Annotated in this window: 21 protein-coding genes; 4 read left to right on the top strand and 17 right to left on the bottom strand. The window is 54.4% G+C overall.

From position 1 onward, the window contains the following. Positions 1-404 precede the first annotated feature (404 nt). Both PAECUDRAFT_RS23310 and PAECUDRAFT_RS26005 read right to left on the bottom strand, forming a co-directional pair. Positions 405-1,190: a YheC/YheD family protein gene (locus tag PAECUDRAFT_RS23310; protein ID WP_006040636.1), complete on the bottom strand. Its 786-nt coding sequence runs from the start codon at positions 1,188-1,190 to the stop codon at positions 405-407. Between the two features lie 109 nt (positions 1,191-1,299). Then, complete coding sequence (locus PAECUDRAFT_RS26005) at positions 1,300-1,458, bottom strand: hypothetical protein (RefSeq protein ID WP_006040635.1); 159 nt, start codon at positions 1,456-1,458, stop codon at positions 1,300-1,302. A 214-nt stretch (positions 1,459-1,672) separates the two neighbouring features. On the opposite strand from PAECUDRAFT_RS26005, the gene PAECUDRAFT_RS23305 reads away from it, so the two are divergent. After that, positions 1,673-2,629 carry a metallophosphoesterase family protein gene (locus PAECUDRAFT_RS23305; RefSeq protein WP_006040634.1) on the top strand — a complete coding sequence of 319 codons (957 nt, stop codon included), beginning with the start codon at positions 1,673-1,675 and terminating at the stop codon, positions 2,627-2,629. A 133-nt stretch (positions 2,630-2,762) separates the two neighbouring features. Beyond that, complete coding sequence (locus PAECUDRAFT_RS23300; RefSeq protein ID WP_006040633.1) at positions 2,763-3,776, top strand: ABC transporter substrate-binding protein; 1,014 nt, start codon at positions 2,763-2,765, stop codon at positions 3,774-3,776. A gap of 177 nt (positions 3,777-3,953) precedes the next feature. On the opposite strand, the gene PAECUDRAFT_RS23295 is transcribed toward PAECUDRAFT_RS23300, so the two are convergent. The 6 genes from PAECUDRAFT_RS23295 to PAECUDRAFT_RS23270 all read right to left on the bottom strand — a co-directional run bounded on the left by PAECUDRAFT_RS23295 (position 3,954) and on the right by PAECUDRAFT_RS23270 (position 8,426). After that, positions 3,954-4,241, bottom strand: a complete 288-nt coding sequence (locus PAECUDRAFT_RS23295; protein WP_006040632.1) for an alpha/beta-type small acid-soluble spore protein — start codon at positions 4,239-4,241, stop codon at positions 3,954-3,956. Between the two features lie 155 nt (positions 4,242-4,396). Continuing rightward, positions 4,397-5,122 (bottom strand): DsbA family oxidoreductase, encoded by a 726-nt coding sequence (locus tag PAECUDRAFT_RS23290; protein ID WP_006040631.1) that lies wholly within the window; start codon positions 5,120-5,122, stop codon positions 4,397-4,399. A gap of 37 nt (positions 5,123-5,159) precedes the next feature. After that, positions 5,160-5,510 carry a DoxX family protein gene (locus PAECUDRAFT_RS23285; protein ID WP_006040630.1) on the bottom strand — a complete coding sequence of 117 codons (351 nt, stop codon included), beginning with the start codon at positions 5,508-5,510 and terminating at the stop codon, positions 5,160-5,162. Positions 5,511-5,669: 159 nt separating this feature from the next. Further along, on the bottom strand, positions 5,670-6,119 hold the full coding sequence (locus tag PAECUDRAFT_RS23280; protein WP_006040629.1) for an RrF2 family transcriptional regulator: 450 nt from the start codon (positions 6,117-6,119) through the stop codon (positions 5,670-5,672). Positions 6,120-6,263: 144 nt separating this feature from the next. After that, complete coding sequence (locus tag PAECUDRAFT_RS23275) at positions 6,264-7,592, bottom strand: TolB family protein (protein WP_006040628.1); 1,329 nt, start codon at positions 7,590-7,592, stop codon at positions 6,264-6,266. Positions 7,593-7,628: 36 nt separating this feature from the next. After that, positions 7,629-8,426, bottom strand: coding sequence for an AraC family transcriptional regulator (locus PAECUDRAFT_RS23270; RefSeq protein ID WP_006040627.1), 798 nt, complete (start codon positions 8,424-8,426; stop codon positions 7,629-7,631). A gap of 149 nt (positions 8,427-8,575) precedes the next feature. On the opposite strand from PAECUDRAFT_RS23270, the gene PAECUDRAFT_RS23265 reads away from it, so the two are divergent. Both PAECUDRAFT_RS23265 and PAECUDRAFT_RS23260 read left to right on the top strand, forming a co-directional pair. Further along, complete coding sequence (locus tag PAECUDRAFT_RS23265; protein ID WP_006040626.1) at positions 8,576-9,802, top strand: MFS transporter; 1,227 nt, start codon at positions 8,576-8,578, stop codon at positions 9,800-9,802. A 36-nt stretch (positions 9,803-9,838) separates the two neighbouring features. Then, the gene (locus PAECUDRAFT_RS23260; RefSeq protein WP_006040625.1) at positions 9,839-10,054 is read left to right on the top strand and encodes a hypothetical protein; all 216 of its coding nucleotides are present in this window, start codon (positions 9,839-9,841) and stop codon (positions 10,052-10,054) included. Between the two features lie 417 nt (positions 10,055-10,471). On the opposite strand, the gene PAECUDRAFT_RS23255 is transcribed toward PAECUDRAFT_RS23260, so the two are convergent. From PAECUDRAFT_RS23255 to PAECUDRAFT_RS23215, 9 genes are all read right to left on the bottom strand, one after another. Next, on the bottom strand, positions 10,472-11,149 hold the full coding sequence (locus PAECUDRAFT_RS23255; RefSeq protein WP_006040624.1) for an S-layer homology domain-containing protein: 678 nt from the start codon (positions 11,147-11,149) through the stop codon (positions 10,472-10,474). Between the two features lie 163 nt (positions 11,150-11,312). Then, positions 11,313-11,603 (bottom strand): FlxA-like family protein, encoded by a 291-nt coding sequence (locus PAECUDRAFT_RS23250; RefSeq protein ID WP_006040623.1) that lies wholly within the window; start codon positions 11,601-11,603, stop codon positions 11,313-11,315. A gap of 167 nt (positions 11,604-11,770) precedes the next feature. Next, a complete protein-coding gene (locus PAECUDRAFT_RS23245; RefSeq protein ID WP_006040622.1) occupies positions 11,771-11,971 on the bottom strand; it encodes a cold-shock protein in 201 nt (66 codons plus the stop codon). 188 nt (positions 11,972-12,159) lie between these two features. Next, the gene (locus tag PAECUDRAFT_RS23240) at positions 12,160-12,726 is read right to left on the bottom strand and encodes a class I SAM-dependent methyltransferase (protein ID WP_006040621.1); all 567 of its coding nucleotides are present in this window, start codon (positions 12,724-12,726) and stop codon (positions 12,160-12,162) included. 87 nt (positions 12,727-12,813) lie between these two features. Next, the gene (locus PAECUDRAFT_RS23235) at positions 12,814-13,599 is read right to left on the bottom strand and encodes a hypothetical protein (RefSeq protein ID WP_006040620.1); all 786 of its coding nucleotides are present in this window, start codon (positions 13,597-13,599) and stop codon (positions 12,814-12,816) included. Between the two features lie 59 nt (positions 13,600-13,658). Continuing rightward, entirely contained in the window at positions 13,659-15,743 is a 2,085-nt protein-coding gene (locus PAECUDRAFT_RS23230) for a molybdopterin-dependent oxidoreductase (protein ID WP_006040619.1), read from the bottom strand. Positions 15,744-15,832: 89 nt separating this feature from the next. After that, positions 15,833-16,399: a hypothetical protein gene (locus tag PAECUDRAFT_RS23225; RefSeq protein ID WP_006040618.1), complete on the bottom strand. Its 567-nt coding sequence runs from the start codon at positions 16,397-16,399 to the stop codon at positions 15,833-15,835. 353 nt (positions 16,400-16,752) lie between these two features. Next, positions 16,753-18,201 (bottom strand): DEAD/DEAH box helicase, encoded by a 1,449-nt coding sequence (locus PAECUDRAFT_RS23220; protein ID WP_006040616.1) that lies wholly within the window; start codon positions 18,199-18,201, stop codon positions 16,753-16,755. After that, entirely contained in the window at positions 18,198-18,527 is a 330-nt protein-coding gene (locus PAECUDRAFT_RS23215) for an MGMT family protein (protein WP_006040615.1), read from the bottom strand. Before PAECUDRAFT_RS23215 ends, PAECUDRAFT_RS23220 begins: the two co-directional genes overlap by 4 nt. Between the last annotated feature and the right edge of the window lies 1 nt (position 18,528).

Raw genomic sequence — 18,528 nt, 5'->3', positions numbered from 1 at the left:
CCAATAGGGCAGATTCCTATGCCCTATTCACTCGGCTGGCCTGCGTTCAGCCCAATAGGGCAGATTCCTATGCCCTATTCACTCGGCTGGCCCGCGTTCAGCCCAATAGGGCAGATTCCTATGCCCTATTCACTCGGCTGGCCCGCGTTCAGCCCAATAGGGCAGATTCCTATGCCCTATTCACTCCGCTGGCCTGCGTTCAGCCCAATAGGGCAGATTCCTATGCCCTATTCACTCGGCTGGCCTGCGTTCAGCCCAATAGGGCAGATTCCTATGCCCTATTCACTCCGCTGGCCTGCGTTCACGCGGTTCCCTGCCTGCCCGTCCTCCTCCCCGCCATTAGCTAAATAAACACAAAAAAAAGCGCCCCCCAGCCGATTCGGCCGTAGAGACACCTAGCGCCGCTATTGGGCGTCATGTCGCCCGTAAGCTCTAGCGAACGACATCATCCGCCGATAAGCGGTCGGGTCGATTCGTTTTAACGGGTGAAATTGCGGATGATTCGAGTTTACCTCGAGCACCCACAGCCGCCCCTCACGGTCAAAGGCGAAGTCGATGCCCATCTCGCGCATCCCCTGCTTCTTGCGGCTCAGCAGCTGGGCAACCTCCAGCGCCTTGGCTTTCAGCATCTCTGTTCTCGACGAGCCGATTGCTTCGTCGTACCCTTTTTCCTTCCATAAGCGATTGAGCGTCCATATCTGTCCGCCCTGATAATAATTGGTCACAATGCGTCCAGCTGCACCGACCTTCACCATAAACCCCGTACACGTCCAGGGCCCGCCGGGCTTGCGCTGCACCATAGCCCGAATATCGTAGGGCAGCTCGCTGGTCCCGACACTATCGATCGCAACAGCTTCTTGAATAATCATCGGAGATGAGCTTCTTCGCTTTATTGCCTTATAACAGTCCGTTAAGGTTGCATAGGTATGCTGTACCTGTTTGCGCCACTGCGTTGCATATAGCGTGTAACCGACGTCCGCTCGAGCCAGCTTATTCACGCCGATTCCCATTGAGCCGATATCGGGCTTCACGTATACAACTGCATGGTGATCTAGCATTTCCCGCAAATGGTTCATCGTCAGCGCCTTCGTTTGCGGCACGAGATGCTGCAGCGCGCCGTCGCTTGCAAGATAACGGCACACGCGCTTTTTGCCCCAAATTGCGGCGCTTCTATAAGTTTTGGGATGCATATCTCTCACCTCAAGCTACCCTATGCATTGCTAGAAAGGGCAGCTTGTGCGATTCACGCATAGCAGCCGCACAATGTAGTGCCGCCGCCTCGCCAGCGCATCCCCCGCTCTATTCCCCTGTCGTGATCGGCTGCTTCTCAGGCGTTGCGTCTTGACTTCTCGCTCCAGCATCCCCGCTAGCGCAGCCGGACAATGCAGTTGCAAGAGACAGCGCGGCCACCGCGACGAGAAAAGCGGACTGGATTCGTTTTTTTCCCTTTTTGTTCATAATCAATTCCCCCTCTATATCTGATTGAAAGCGCTTTATATTATACTAATTCGTTCAACTTGCACGGAAATCCTCCTATACAAATCAATGATTATTGTCATTAATTACGTTTACAATTCCTTAGCAATTGCCATCCCCTCCCGTCCTGCTGTCATAATTCCTCAATAGTGAAATATAGATAGATTCTATTCGTCATTTGTAAGGAGAGAACCTCATGCAGCCTTTGCAATTCCGGCCCGACGGGTCGTTCCGCATCGTTCAATTTACCGATCTCCATTGGCAAAATCATTCAACCGACGATCCGCAAACCCGCGATCTTATGAATCAAATCATAGAGCAAGAACAGCCTGATCTCGTCGTATTTACAGGCGACATGATTCACAGCGAATACGTTCAAGACCATCGCGACGCGTTCAGGAACGCGTTCGCCGCCGCGTCCGATCGGCATGTGCCATGGGCGTTCGTCTTCGGCAATCACGATGCGGAGGAAGGGATGAAGGAGCAAATAACCGCGTTCGCACAAGAACTGCCGGGCTGTGTCGTCCCCGCAAGCCATGCAGCCTGCGGCATCGGCAACTATATGCTCCCTATAATCGGCAAGGACGGCGCGGCAGGCGCTGTGCTTTATCTGCTGGATTCCGGCAGCTACGCGCCGCCTGCAATCGGTGATGCGGCCTGGATCTCACGGGACCAGATCGACTGGTACGTCGAGCAATCGAAGCATCAAGCAGCTGTCCGTGGGGGCAAGCCGCTGCCTGCGTTTGCTTTTTTCCATATTCCATTGCCTGAATTTCAGCAGATGTGGGATTTTCACGTTTGCCATGGCTATAACTATGAAGGGGTCGGCAGTCCTCAGCTAAATTCCGGCATGTTCACGGCAATGGTGGAGCGCGGCGATGTTCGAGGCGTATTCGTCGGACATGACCATGTGAATGATTATTGGGGTACGCTGCATGGCATCCGCCTCTGCTATGGACGCGCCACTGGCTTTAGCGGCTATGGACGGGATGATATGCCGCGCGGCGCACGCCTGATCGAGCTCTATGAGGATGATCGCCCCTTCGCAACATGGCTGCGGCTGGCGAACGGCGAGCGGATCGATGCTCAGCCAGCTCATCGTCCCGTATTCGAGGATTTATCGACGCAAATTATGAAGCGACTACTTCCGTAGTCGTTTTTTTGACATTGACATTGATATTAATTCTCATTATCATGAGAGAGGATAAAAGAGCCTGCGGGCGGTTTCACTAAATTACAATTGGCACCATCACGATGACAACTACAGATTCTCAGGGGGCTACGGCATGTTTAACAAGAAATTCGGTAAACTAAGCGTTCTATTAATGGGCATTCTTATCCTGACGATGTTCCTCGCGGCTTGCGGCGATAAGGACAAAACATCGGATAGCGACAAAACGACGACAGAATCGACGCAAGGCGCAGATGCGGCCAAAACAGATGAAACGAAAGCAGCTGAACCGAAGATTGTTACGGACGCTATGGGCCATCAGGTTACGATCCCGGCTAATCCGCAAAAGGTTCTCGGCTCTTACCTGGAAGACCACCTCGTTGCGCTCGGCGTAAAACCCGTTGCACAATGGTCGGTTTCTAACGGCATTCAAGATTATCTGCAAGCAAGCGGCCTGGAAGGCGTTCCGACACTCGGTTGGGACATGCCGGTCGAGCAAGTCGTTGGCTTAGCGCCGGATCTGATCATCATTGGCCTGGAATCGGCAGTCGAGAAAGGTCTGTACGACCAATACAACAAAATCGCTCCAACCTACGTGCTCGGAGCAGAAGTAAACAACAACTGGCGCGCAGCTTTCACCAAAATCGGCGAATTGCTGAATAAATCGGATGAGACAGCTAAGGATCTTGCAGCGTATGACGCCAAAGCATCCGAAGCGAAAGACAAGCTCAAAGCAGCGATTGGCGAGCAATCCGCAGCCGTTCTCTGGCTGGTTGGCGGCAAGTTCTACATCGTTGACGAGACGCGTTCGAGCGGCGAAGTGCTGTACAAGGATTTGGGCATGGCACAACCGAACATCGTCAAAGAGCTGCCTGCTGATCAAAAAGCGAACTGGAATGCGATCTCGGCTGAAAAGCTCGCTGAGCTGGATGCGGATCATATCTTCCTGATCAACAGCGACAAAGAAGCAGCGGACTCCGTCCTCAACCAGAACACGTGGAAAAACCTGAAGGCTGTCAAAGCAGGCCACCTCTACGAGCTGGCGCCATCGAGCAGTTGGCTGTACAGCGGCTACATCGCGAACCAACAAATTATCGACGACGCGCTCAAAGCGCTCGTGAAGGCATAAGAAGGATTAGATAAAAACGGAAAGCACCCTTAGGATCAATTCGACCTCCCCACATGGGGCGATTCGGTTAGATGCTAAGGGTGCTTTTTTGCGCTGCATGCTCGTGCGTGCGTGCGTGCACATCCCATTTTCGCATAGCGCTAGGGCAGCAGCCCTGTCACCTGTCATTCATTGCACCTATTCGCCCGGCTCCTCGGACAGCCGCTGCTGCGCCAGCCGGATCATCTCGCGTACCATAGAGCCGCCTATCTTGCCTCCGACGCGTCCCGCCGACTCTGTCGTCAGCCCGCCATTATCGCCATGCGAGAGCGGTACGCCAAGCGATTGCGCAACTTCGTATTTGACGTCGTCTGGTCGCGACGGATCGACAGCATAGCCCTCGCGCCGCATCACTTCACTCTTAAAGGCATTCATACCCTGCCGCGCCTCTGGCACAAGCAGCCGATTGCGGTTTCTTCTGCTCATTCCTCCACCTCCTCGCCGTACGTAAAATGCCTGCTACACGTACCATCTCCAAGCGGCAGCGTTTTATGAATGCCATTTCCAAGCATAAAAAAGACAGCCCCTAAAACTATGGGACTGCCTGCTGTTTCACAATACTCTCTTGCTACTCTAATCATCTAATCGCGCGATGGCTCTCCATCGATTGCGCACCCATCATCCGTGCATACGCCAGCGGCCGAGCCGCCTGTGTTCACAAGCTGAATCGGATTCGCATCCTCCCATGCTTGCTGCAGCGCCTGCAAGAACACCTCTGGCGGCTGAGCGCCCGACACCGCGTATTTACGATTGATGACATAGAACGGCACGCCGCGTACGCCCAGCTGGTTCGCTTCCTGCTCTTCAGCCCGAACCGCGTCCGCAAATCTTCCCGATCGCAGCGCTTCCGCCGCTTCCTCGCGATCTAGCCCCGCTTCCTCTGCGATGTCCAACAGCGTCGCATGGTCACCCAGATGCTTGGAATCGGTAAAGTACGCACGGAGCAGAAGCTCCGTCACTTCCGAACGTTTGCCATAATGGCCGCCAAAATGCGACAGCCGATGCGCGTCGAACGTATTCGTCAGCACCAGCGTGTCGAACCGGAAATCAAGTCCAACCTGCGCAGCCTGCTCGGTGAGATTCGCGTTCATTTCAACCGCCTTCTCACGCGTCATGCCATACTTCTGCGCCAGCATGTCGTGCACATCATGCGGAATATGAACGTCTGCGTCCAGCGCTAGCTCGAAGCTGCGATAGACGACGTCGACATGATTCTTGTGTTCAAATTGCTCAAGTCCCGCTTCTAAACGGCGTTTGCCGATATAACAGAAGGGACAAGCAAAATCCGACCATACTTCAATTTGCATATAGATCCTACTCCTTTCGATTCCCTTATTCTAGCCTTTACAGATTGATGGCCGCAACGATAGCAGCAAGAAGGAACAGCACGGCGGCTGGCATCGTTTCTTTGGCAGAATCCTTCGCGCGAATATGAACCTGCACCGCCACAAGCATGGTCAATGCCAGCAGCAAGCCGCCCCATAGGGACCAGCTGTCACCGTCTGCCCAGATGCCCACGATAATGATCACAGCCGATACGACCTGATAAAATCCCGTAAACACGCGGAACCATTGCGGCAGCCCCAGCTTGCGGAAGTTTTCGACGTGCATCTTCACACCCGACATCTTCATTATGCCTGCCATCAAAAACATCAATCCGAGCAAAGCCGAAATTACGATCGATATTACGTGCACAACCTATTCCCCCTCTTGTGTTTGTCTATACTGAGCTGTAATCAAGCACAGTATTGTGCAAAATAAAAGCAGCCAATAATGACTGCAACGATTACAAGCACATTATAATTCAGCCGCTTACTTTTTTCAAGTCGTTTATTTTATGCAAACGATTGATTTCTATGCTGTAAAATCAACCTGCCGCATCACATCATCGACCGTAAACTGGCGCAAATAATCAATCGTGTGCTGCTCCGCTTGTCCCATAATCGACTCCAAAACGCTGTCCAGCTGCTGTCCAGCCGCTCCGCAGCCGCCTTCATCGTCAGCTGCGACGCTCGCCTGCTCCGTACCGCAATCGGATTTTACCGCCATATACACATCTGCCAGCGTAATGTCAGCAGGCGATTTGCGCAGAAAATAGCCGCCGTCGCGCCCTTCCTTCGCTTCCACCATACCCGCCTGCACGAGATGCACCATAATACGCCGCAGGAAGGTTGCATGCGAGTTCACTTGGCCTGCCATCATAGCGCTCGACACTACGCATCCGCTCTGCGAAAGCCATACTAATGCATGTACCGCTATGCCAAAACGGGGCGGCCCCGGAATGCTGCGATTCGTCGTATTCATCCGTCCCCACTCCTTCTCGAAAGTAATAGGGCGCCCGCTCCCAGACGCCCCTTTTGCCTCTATTATATCGCTAAAGATGGGGAGAAGGCTACCTCGTCGCCTCTGCAGCCCAATCCATTCGATTCGACTGCTGCATGCACAGCCTTATCTTTTAGCATAATCCAGCACGGCGTCCCAGCCCCACTGCTCATAATAATTGTCTCCGGGATCGATGCTGTTGATCCATATCGCTCCCGGCTGCCCCGCCTTATCCGCAAGCCAAACATTCGCTTGCTGCCCGTCATATCGAATCCATGACAGCTGCTTCCCTGGCAGCAGGATCGGATCATATTCGCCATAACCGCCAGTTGGTGTCGTCAAAGGAAGCTGCTTGCCGCTTGTCAAATCCACAACCACGAGCGACGGCCGCGGACGCTTCTTCGGATCGCTGCTGAAGGCTTGCTCTGCCGCCTGCGAGACGATGATGGAATTCGCCCCATTCCACGTAAAATCGCCTGCGGCTTTCCCTTGCGGCGTATAAACCGTTGGCTGTCCCGCATCAGGCTTCGCCAATACCCTCAGCTGCTTATTGGTCGTGGCCTCACGACCGACGCCGCCAATATAAGCAAGCGATTCGCCCTCAGGCGACCATTGTATCCATTGCTCGTGATTGACCATTTCGTCCACCTTGCGGAACACCTTGCCGTCGGCTGACAGCACACACAGCGTGTTTCCGTCTGCGGACAGGGATGCTGTCGGCGTCGCCAGAAAGGCGATCCAACGGCCGTTCGCCGACCACTTGAACGTGCTCGTCCCGACAGCGAAGAACGCATCCGACTGCTCTGGCAGCGTGTAAAGCGTCACTGCTGGCCCAGCCGAACCCGCTGCTGATATCGGGATTTGGAGCAATCGCACCCGCGTCCAATTGCTTTCCCCATCCAACAGCTTGGATTGCGTCGAAGCGAGAAGCCCGCTCCCGTCCGGCAACCATGCAAAATTGCTCATTTCCCGGGCAATCTCGGCAGGCTTGTCAGGCGACGCAGCGTCTACCACGAACAAGATGCCCTGCCGCAAATAAGCCAGCCGATTCTTGTCCGGCGACCAAGCGAATCGATCGACCTGCTGCGCCACTTGGAGCTCGACGCCCTTGCTTCGTTCGATCACGCGCAGCTGCTGGTTGCTGCTCATCGCGCCCCGTGTATACGCCAGCCATTTCCCGTCGGAAGACCACCTCGGATATCGCGCTGCCGCTGCTCCCGTTCCTCCGGGCGCTAATTGCTGCTCCTGTCCCGCCCGCTTCACCCACAAGCCGCCCCCGCGAATAAACGCCGCATCCGAAACGATTCGCTTGGGGCCGCCATTCGATGGTAGGACTGCTTCCGCTTGTGCTGCTCCAATACCATTGGTCACCGCCTTGGTGGCCGTCGTCCCCATGCCGGTCAGCATGCTCACCAGCGAAACCAGCACAACGCCGAGATAAAGCACCATTCGCATCCTCGCATTAGCCTCCTTAGTTCATTATCATCGTAATCAAATACCCGCCCGATACTGCTCTGGCGTCGTGCCAACTGACTTCTCGAACGCCCGATAAAACTGGCTCGCGCTCGAAAATCCCAGCTTGAAGCTGATGTCCGTTACGGTATCCACGGTCTGGGCCAGCCATTGCTTCGCTTGCTCCATCCGCAAATACAACACGTACTGATAAGGCGTGAAGCCCGTTGCCGACTTGAAGGATCGTATAAAATGAAACCGGCTTTGAAGCGCAACAGCCGCCATTGAATCAATATCCAGCTGCTCTGTATAATGCGCATGGACATACTCCAATACGCGTGCGATATGCGGATCGGCGCTGCTCCAGACAGGCAGTCTCGCAGGCTGAAGCGGCTTGCTGTCTGCTAACAGCCCTTGCAGATCGCCCAGTACCCGAAGCTCTGTCTCCTCCGCTGCCAATCGATCAAGCGCATCCACCTCGAACATCGTCGAGGTCCATTGGCGAAAATAACGCGTAATCACCGTTGGCTCAAAATGATGGCGAACCGCCTGCTCATCACGCCTAATATCCATCAACGGCTGCAGCCGCTGGTCCTTGACGACAACGATAATAACGCCTGCCTCATCGTTCAAGTGAAAGCTGTGCCGATCCCGGGGATGCAGCAGCAGCCCTTCTCCGGCCGATAACGTCACTTGCTTGTTTTCATACGTAAAATGGCATGTTCCATGCGTTGGAATCGTCAGCTGATAGTCCGATTCGTGCGCATGCGGCACGTTCTCGAACCGATTGACGATTTTGTGCAGCTCCAGCTGCGGAAGCTTAATTTGCATATGCATCGGTAGTGCCTGCCCCCTCTCTGACGACTGCTCCAGCTATAATTATTGCTCGATTTCCGCAATTTTCACGATGACACTGGCCTGCTGAATCGGGTAGGATGATGATCAGTTGCAAGCCACCGCCCGATAGATGAAAGGATGATCGCCCTATGTCACAAGCCACGGCGCTAGCCGCGCCCAATCCCACCCGCACGGCCATGACCGTACTGTTCGGCGTGAGCGCCGCGCATCTGCTCAACGATGCCATGCAGAACGTCGTGCCTGCCGTGTTTCCGATGTTCCAGGAAAATCTCCACCTGAGCTTCGCTCAAATCGGCTGGATCGCCTTCACGCTTAATATCACAGCCTCGATTCTCCAACCCTTAATTGGATATTACACGGATCGACGCCCGATGCCAATGCTCTTGCCGCTCGGCATGGTATTTACGCTGCTCGGCATGGTCGGACTGGCGCTCTCGCCTTCACTGGCGTATTTGCTCCTGTCGTCCGCGCTCATTGGCGTCGGATCCTCGGTGCTGCATCCCGAATCGTCGCGTGTTGCCCATATGGCTGCCGGCAAGGGCAAAGGGTTTGCGCAGTCCATTTTCCAAGTAGGCGGCAATACCGGCCAGGCGCTCGCTCCGCTCATGGTCGCTTATATTATCAGCCCGATTGGGCAGCACGGCTTCCTATGGTTCACCCTGCTTGCCGTAATCGGCATCGTCATCCAGGCGAAGATCGGCCAATGGTACCGTGCGAAGACGCGCGAAAAGATGCGTGCCACAGCCCGCGCGGCGGATGCGTCAGCGTCGCCTAGCCGTTTCAGCAAAGGCTTCATTGCGTTCGTGCTCAGCATTCTTGTACTGATGCTCTTCTCTAAGTTCGTTTATCTCTCTAGCATGAGCGGTTATTATTCCTTCTATTTCATGGACAAATACAATCTCCCGCTCGAAAAAGCGCAGCTATGCCTGTTCGCGCTGCAATTCGCTGGCATGGCCGGTACGTTCATAGGCGGGCCACTAGCCGATAAGATCGGCCGGCAAAAGGTCATTTGGTTCTCGATTCTCGGCACAGCGCCATTCTCGCTGCTGCTGCCATACGCAAGCCCGCTCGGCGCAGTGCTGCTGTGCTTGGCGATCGGCCTCATTCTGATGTCCGGCTTCTCCGTCATTATCGTCTATGCGCAAGAGCTGCTTCCCGGCCATGTCGGGACGATTGCCGGCCTCTTCTTCGGCATTTCGTTCGGCCTTGGCGGACTTGGCTCCGTCGTCATGGGCTCCTTGATCGACGCGCATGGCGTCGACTATATGATCAAGCTCTCCGCGTTCCTGCCGCTGCTCGGGCTGTTCGCGCTGCTGCTGCCGAAGGATTCCGTCATTATGGGCGGCAGAAAGTAAGGAGCCGAGAGGGCATGAGGAGGGCGAAGGCACGTTATGGCCGTTACGGCCGTTATGCAGGTCATGGGCCGCATGGGGGTCATGGGGGTCATGACAGTTATAGCAGTCACGGCAGTCACAGCATTCACGACAGTCATGGCAGTCATGGCAGTCATGGCAGTCACGACAGTCACAACAGTCACGACAGTCATGGACATCTATGTCCGCGTTCATTGCAACTTATACAATGAAAAACGGGCGGCACTGCCATAAAGCTCGCTGTCGTTGCAATCCGCGCAATGACAGCACGGCCTAACCGCCAATATCCCAGTCTTCGAAGCAGTAAACCTCCGGCGCGTTGTACAAAATACAATGACAACGCGCATTTTCGCTCCTTCAACCGATGCCATTGTACAAATTGCAACGACAACAACATAATAGGGCACGGTTACTTGTCCCTTCGCTTCCGCCTAACCGCACCGCGTATGCGCGCAGATGCGCGATATCGCGCGACGATGAGCCTCATGCAGCGAAGCTACGCTGCTCGTGGAGGCTTCGCCTTGATCCCGTCTAGACTCTGCTGGGACTTGGCTGAGACTTGACTGAAGCATAATCCGCTCACCACAAAAAAAGGGGATGCTCCTAGGCCTTCACGGCTGGGAACATCCCCTTCCTTGTATAGCTTATCGCCTATTCCGTCGGCGCCTGCCCCGTTTCGCTATCCTTATGCGCAGCGACGAATTGTACAGCCTCATAGATCATAGCGGCTGCATCCTCGCGCGTTACGATCGCCTTCGGCTTGAAATTACCGTCCGCATCCAGCGACGTCAGCTTATACAGCAGCGCGCGCTGGATCGTGCCTTGGTAGGCAACGGTCAGATCAGCTTCGTCATTGATGTTAATGTACATTTTGATAAGCGGGTATTGCCCCGTCTTCTCCAATCCCTGAACGAGCCAATAAGCGAATTGCTCACGCGTTAGCGGCTGACTCGGATCAATGTCGGCGGGGATGTCCAGTCCGTTCGCTTTAGCGATTACGAAATCATCTGCATACCATGCCGTGTTGCTCACCTTGCTGAAGTAGCCTTCAGCCGTTGGCGCTTGATTGAAATCGATCGCCGCAAGGCTGAGCTGCATGCTTCTGACGATTAGCGAGATGCCCTGCGCGCCCGATAATGACGCTTTCGGCTGGAATTCCTTCTCCGTCACCCCATGCACAATGCCTTGCGCCTGCAGCGATTCAATCTGCGACTGCGCGCTGCTGCCGCCAATATCCGTGAATGGCGCCGCAGCGAAAGCTTGCCCGTTGCTCAGCGGTGCAAGCAGTGACAGTGTAAGTGCTGCTGCTATCATCGTTTTCTTCATCATCCATTCTCCTTAGTCTTGATGTATTGTATGCGTAGCGCATTGAATTCTTCCTCTCTAACGGTCCGTCTCTTCAAAATGTTGCAACCTAAAAGAAGAGAGCGCTCCATTCTGCGGCAATGCAGAACAGAGCGCCCTTGGGGCTTCTCCTGTTTTCAAGATCGCACTAAACATGGACGTCTAATGCATCCCCCAGACCGTTATGGTTAACAGAGCCCGAAGAGCCTGATGCGCTGCTGCGCTTCTGTGCGATTTGCAGCTCAATTTGCTGAAGCTGTTGCTGGAGCTGCTGCAGCTTCTCATTCTTCGACTTCTGATCATCCTTGCTCTGCTGCTCCTTGCGAATCTCCGCTTGCAGCGCCGTCCGCTGCTTCTCCAAATCAGCCGTGTTGCTCGCTGTTGATGCGTTCGCGCTATAGGCAGTGCTTGTCCTGCCGGATACTGACGCAATGCTCATCCGTTATCGCCCTCTCTTGATCCGCTGCATGGATTAGAATGTTCTCCCCTAAGTATACGCCGCCGTGGCAGGACAACCCTGAATAACGCCTGAATATCCGCTTAAAATGCGAACGCAAAAACAGCCCCTAACCGAAGTTAGGGGCTGTTTCTATAGGTAGCTGAGTACTACAGTTTTACAACGTTCTCAGCTTGTGGTCCGCGGTTGCCTTGAGCGATTGTGAACTCAACGCGTTGGCCTTCGTCCAACGTTTTGAAGCCGTCGCCTTGGATAGCGCTGAAGTGAACGAATACGTCGCTGCCGCCTTCAACTTCGATGAAACCGAAACCTTTTTCTGCGTTGAACCATTTAACTGTACCTTGTTGCATGTGTATTACCTCCAAAAAGTGTGATGTTGATCATAAAGAAAAAAATTCACATATTGCAAAAGGTTGCATCGCACAAATGTTCACCTTTTGTAATATGTGAATTAAGGTTTTAATTTATGAGCATCTGTAGTATAACACACTCCGCTCAAGAAAGCCAACCCGTTTATGAAAACGTTTAATTGTAAATTTTAGGTTAGCGTTTGCTGCTGGGTTTTATAGACGTAAACCCGCGTCCGATGCAGATCCCGACAGGTAAGAACGCGATCCGGCCGCCAGCCTGGCATCGCGAAGCAGACGCTGATTACGCAGCTCCCGGGAGCCAACTGCCGCTCCAGCAGCGGACGAAGCCGAGCCATTGCGCCGGGGTAAAGGTAACAGACCACCGCATCCACTTCTCCGAACGGATACGCATAGAGATCGCTGCGCTCGAATGCCGCGTTCCGATGAATCATGTAGCGTGCCGCAGCCTTGGCGAACAGATAGGGGATGCGCGAATTTTCTACGCCGATCACGCGCCAGCCGGGGCACTGCTTGGCTATGTGCATCGCCAGTGTTCCCCAGCCTGAGCCCGCTTCAACAAGCGTACCGCGAGAGGCGATCCGGCTCAACTCAGCCGCCACGGCACGCCGAACAGGCGCGGAAGAGGGCATCGGCGTGATTCCGTTGCGCAAGCTTCGATACACGATGGAAAGTGCAGCTAGTAAAGCAAGGGCTACTGCTAGCCCGTAGGTATATGGCAGGATCGCAGATTGCATGAGGTTTGGCTCCTTCATTGTCACACCCTGTTAAGGGCTATGAATGAAGCATACCACCTCTTCCTCCCAGCGAAAACCGTCCCTCTCCTACTCCTTCGCCTGAAACCATCGCTCCATGATAAGCCGCATGGAGGCGCGCCCCTCGGCAAGCTGCCTATGGCGGTGGCCATTCGCGCCTGATGGATGAGGAAAGCCCCACAGGCAAGCATCAACGTCGAGCTCTCCTTCCTCTGCCAACAGCCGCAGCACGCCCTCAACGGTCTTCCCCAAAGGAATCAGCAGGGCAGGCCGGGCAAGGGAACGCAGCTCCTCTCGCATGAAGAACAACGCCCTTTCCTTCAAAAATGCGTTAGCCAGCAGCGGCGGCCGTGCCCCCGTATAGTTGCTCCCCTCGAAAAATACGGGATATTTTAAAACCGAAATCGAATGCAGCAGCTCCTGGCTTCCTTCGAACAAGGCTGCGCAACCGTCGAGCTGCATATAATGCTGGAGCCCAAGCTCATTCAGCATGGCGATCAGATTAGCGCGCATCGGCCCAGCGAATCGCGCTGCCTCCTTCGTTCGGCGGAACAGCTCTTCATCCGAGGCCCCCTCTGCCATTGCTTTGCGCGCCGTCTCGTAGGCGATGCGCATTTGCGTCCAGCCTGGCGTAATACCGACAATGAGAACGGATGCCGCCGGGTTTACATGCTCGTTATGCGGGGCGTAATACATCTCCAGCTTTCCGCTCTGCTCGACGCGAAATGCAGGCGTTAACAGCTCATCCCTCGTTAAAGCCCGGCCTGCTGGCAGCTCTGCAATGAGCGGCTTATAGTTCGCCCACAGCTTCGTCAGTTGCTCTAGTTGTACCGGAGCCGATATGTCGCTTGTCACGCTTTCACCTCATCCTCTCATTGCCAGCCGCTCTTCAGCACGATTCAATCGATCATATCCTACCCGTTCGCAGCGCTTGCGACCCGTTCCACCTGTACGCGCCCGGAGAAAAAGGTCGCGCCGCCGCCCATATCGGCAACCCGGTCCGGCGTTAGCGCATTGACGAAATGCTTCGCATCCCCGCCGTCGGCCCATAAGCCTTGGCTGACGACAACGCCTCGCAGCACCGTCTCCCCGACCGATGCGGTCAGCTCGCACTCGCCGCGATCGTTCCAGATGCGCACCGCATCTCCGCTTGCGATCCCAGCCGCCTCTGCGTCAGCTGCGTTCATAAACAGCTTGGGCGTTTTCTCCATTCGAATATGCTTGTCGTTGTTCGCGAATGTGGAATTCAAGAAATTATGGTTCGGCGCCGGAACGAACAAATATGGATAATCGCCGTCCTGCACGAGCGGCGTGTAAGTTGGCAGCGGCGGATAGCCGTCTGCTTCCATCGCAGCCGAGTACAGCTCGATTTTGCCGCTCGGCGTAGGCAGCCGTTCGATGAACGCGGGCGTTACGTCCGCTTTGACGAATGTCTCCTGTTCCAGCTGCTCGTAATGAATGCCCGCCAAATACGGGTTCGCAGGGAAATCAAGCGCCTGCTCGATCATATCTGCTTCGCTATCCTCGAACATGGCATCCTCATAGCCCATGCCGCGCGCCAGCAGCCGGAATACGTCGACATTGGATTTGCTTTCCCCATAAGGCTCCATCACAGGGAGCTGCAACTGCACATAATGATGCCAATACGAGGTGTAGAAGTCCGTATTTTCGAAGGAGGACGTTGCAGGAAGCACGATATCGGCGTACATCGCCGTCTCCGTCAGGAACAAGTCGTGCACGACCAGGAACAAATCCTCGCGGACCAGCCCGCTGCGCACCTTATTGCCCTCCGGCGCAACGATTGCCGGATTGCAGCTATACACATGCAACGAGCGAATCGGCGGATCAAGCTCAAGCAGGGCGCTGCCCAGCTGATTCATATTGATAAGACGCGCGTTCGGGTCGGGTCTTGCGTCCGGCCGCTGAAGCGCGTCGGTGTTAAACTGGAGGAACCCGCTGTTCCCCTTCATTGCGCCGCCGCCCGGCACCAGCCATTGGCCTGTCAGCGCAGGCAGGCAGGCGATGGTCCGAATGCACATGCCCCCGTTGTCGTGATGCTGCAGCCCGTTGCCGATCCGGATGAGCGACGGCGACGTTTCCGCATATAGCCGCGTTAGCTTATAAATATCCTCGACCGGCACGCCCGTAATCGCCGAAACCGTCTCGGGATCATACTGCTTCACATGCTCCCGCAGCTGCTCATGACCGACCGTGTACGCAGTGAGGAACGCTTCGTCTGTGCGATTTTCGGCGAACAAAATATGCATCATCCCCAGCGCAAGCGCGCTGTCCGTGCCAGGCAGGATCGGAATGAACCAATCCGCCCATCGGCCTGTCTGATTCTGATGCACGTCGATCACGACGACCTTGGCGCCGTTTTTACGCGCTTTTTCCGCGAATACAACCTGATGCATGTTCGTGCTGACCGTATTGATGCCCCACATGATGAACAGCTTCGTGTCCACCGTCGATTCCGGGTCCGTGCCGAAGCTGCCGCCCATCGTATAGGCATAGCCGACGCCTCCCGCCGAAGCGCAAATCGTTTGATCCAGCTGGCTAGCGCCTAATCGATTGAAAAACCGTCGATCCATCCCTTCGGCGTTTAGCCGTCCCATGTTGCCATAAAAGCTGTAGGGCAGAATGCTTTCCGGACCGTAGTCGGCTACGAGCGATTTCCAGCGCGTCGTGATCGTATCGATCGCTTCTACCCAGCTAATCGGCTCGAACTTGCCTTCGCCTTTGGCTCCGACCCGCTTCATCGGCTGCGTCAAACGCTTCGGATCGTACAGCCGCTCGCCCATATGGCGCACCTTGTTGCATATATTGCCTTGCGTAACGGGATGATTGGGATCACCCTCGACTTTAATGATTTTGCCGTCCTTCTTATGCAGCAGCAGGCCGCATTGGTCCGGACAATCCAGCGAGCAAACGGCGGGCACGACACCGTCGCGCTGATGCAGGTAAGCCTCTGTATGTTGTTGACGCTGTTGCGTAGGCACTGGCCCCGCCTCCCCTCTCCTGCTTCATCCTAATAAATTCGTAATTTCTATTATACAACAACCCCACTGCCTATGCGGCGCTGGGGGCATTACTCGATTACGATGGTCATAGATGCCGATAACGTTTGTTTAGAAGCAGAAGAATACTCTTCTAAGCCATATTCTGCTGAAACTTTTAGTGTATAGGTTCCTATAGGCAATGCTGCCGGGCGAACAGCTTCATTCAAGTATTTTTCAGGATCTTCAACATTGTTTTTATGCATGAGATAAGAACCGATAAGAGACTGGGGCAATATTCGCATGTAGGCGTCATTAACATTAAATTTAGACTTTTGTAATACCAGAGAGCCGAGTTCCGAATCACTAAAACCGTCTGCATCCGTAAGGCTATAAGTCACCATCGAACCGCCATAATAGATATCGGAACTTTCTTTGCCGAGATAATTCATTTCAGTCCAAACCGTGATGGGTTCACCATATTTGAACGCTGTTTTGTTTGCTAACATTTTTAGCTGAAAGGTTGCATCCTCTGCGATTGAAACATTTTCAGATTTAAATGTAGTCAACGCGTTATTGTCTATATAGACGGATTTTGATACCGAATCATAACCTACCGCCGCCCCTAATTGATTAGATATATATCTTAATGGGTTCATCTAAAGATTGTGTTTGATTCGTGTTGTTGATGTAGATTGATGCTTTAACAATCGTTGCGGATAATAAATCAGCTGCATACCCACTGGAAGCGAAGCACGTCATGAATATAGCTCCTGCTAGTACAGCCTTTTTAATTTTCATTCATAAAATCCCCTTTGCCTATTTTAATTAGAGCTTGAAACAAACTTATGGATAAATTCCCATCTGCATACAAACAGATTAAATCTCCTCCGAACGTTATTCACGGGTCCAATGATTCATTTTGTAAAACTTCGCAAGGCATCACTCCAAAAATGAGCATAAAAAATAGCCATCATTTCATGAGAACGATGGCTTCATTAACCCGATCACATCACTTCGCCTTATGCACCTTCAGCAGCTTTCCCTTAACGGTCGTGCTCTTCATCGCTTGCAGGACGAGCAGCCCTTTGCCATTCAAAATGTCAACGAACGTCTCGTTATCCTGAATCGCGATAATGCCGATATCATCCGCGGTCATGCCGTCGATACGGGCGATCGTGCCGACGAAGTCGACGGCGCGCAGCTTCTTCTTCTTGCCCCCGTTGAAGTACAGCTTCATAATGCCCGCTTCGGCGCTCACCTGCGCGCTCTTGTCCTTCTTGAGCCGCGTCTGCCGATTGATCTTCCGCTCGAACGCGTCTCGCGCCGACTCAACCGCCTCAGCGGTCGGCTCTTCGATCCGGCGAATGCGGAATCCGATGTACTGCTCCACCTCAGCCAGACGACCCTCATCGCTTGGCGTCACGAAAGTGATCGCCTGCCCGCGCTTTCCAGCACGGCCCGTCCGTCCGGTCCGATGGACGTAGCCCTCTTTGTCAAGTGGAAAATCATAGTTAATCACATGCGTAATATTGTCGATATCGATGCCTCGCGCCGCAACGTCGGTCGCGATCAGGTAGCGGAATTGGCCTCGGCGAAACGCGCCCATTACCTCAAGCCGCTCCTCCTGCGCCATGCCGCCATGAATGCGGTCGCACGGGTATTCCAGGCGCGCCAGCTTGCGGAACAGCTCGTTGACCCCTTCTTGCGTCCGGCAAAAAATAATGCAGCTGTCCGGATTCTCCACGATGGTGATGCTCTGAAGCAGCTCAAGCTTGTCCGCCTCACTTACTTTGATCTGCGCGTGCTCAATCGCGTCGGTCGTCAACCCCGTCGCTTGAATCTCAACGGAGACCGGATCTCGCATATAGTTGCGCCGCAGCTGGTCCACGTCCTCTGGGAGCGTAGCGGAAAACAGCATCGTCACTCGCTCGGCTGGCAGCCGCTTGATGATCGCTTCGACTTGATCGATAAAGCCCATGTTGAGCATTTCGTCGGCTTCGTCAATGACAAGATACGCGAGCTTGCTCAGCGGGAACGTCCCTTTCTCGATATGATCCAGTACGCGCCCGGGCGTGCCTGCAACGATATGCGTCTTTTGCTTCAGCTCCAGCTTCTGGATGTGAAACGGCTGCTTCCCGTATATCGCGGCTGCCTTCACCCTTTTGAATCGCCCGATATTCGTCAAATCCTCTTTCACCTGTACCGCCAGCTCCCGCGTCGGCGTTAGAATAAGCACCTGCGGCTTATTCTCCTCCCAGCTCACAAGCTCGCATAACGGAATGCCGTAGGCAGCCGTTTTCCCGCTCCCCGTCTGCGATTTCACTACGATATCCCGCCCCTGCAGCACAACGGGTATCACCTCGCGCTGCACCTCCGTCGGCTCGTTGAACGCCAATCCCTCCAGCGCTCTCCCGATGTCCTCGCTCAATCCGTACTGTACAAATCCATTCTGGCTCATTCCTCGTCCTCTTCTCTATGCAGCGGTCCCTCGTACCGAAACTTGTCCAAATCAATGCGGCCGAACGCGCATACGATGCCTTCTTGCTCTAGCAAGAACAGCTGGGTGTCGCGCCCTTCGACGTCTTGAATGGCGATCTCGCCCTTCGCGTTCACAACCCGATGCCACGGCAGCCCATGCTTCATGCTCAGCGAATGCAGCAGCCTGACAACCTGCCGCGCCGCTCTCGGGCTCCCTGCCGACGCCGCAATCTGCCCGTAGGTCATGACACGCCCTGCCGGTATGCCCTTAATAATTTCAATGACTCGCAGCGTAAATGGTTCCACG

Source organism: Paenibacillus curdlanolyticus YK9, from assembly GCF_000179615.1.
In the GTDB taxonomy this organism is placed as follows: Bacteria; Bacillota; Bacilli; order Paenibacillales; family Paenibacillaceae; genus Paenibacillus_T; species Paenibacillus_T curdlanolyticus.
The sequence above is the reverse complement of the archived record's forward strand: the minus strand, read 5'-3'. Positions and strand labels throughout refer to the sequence as shown.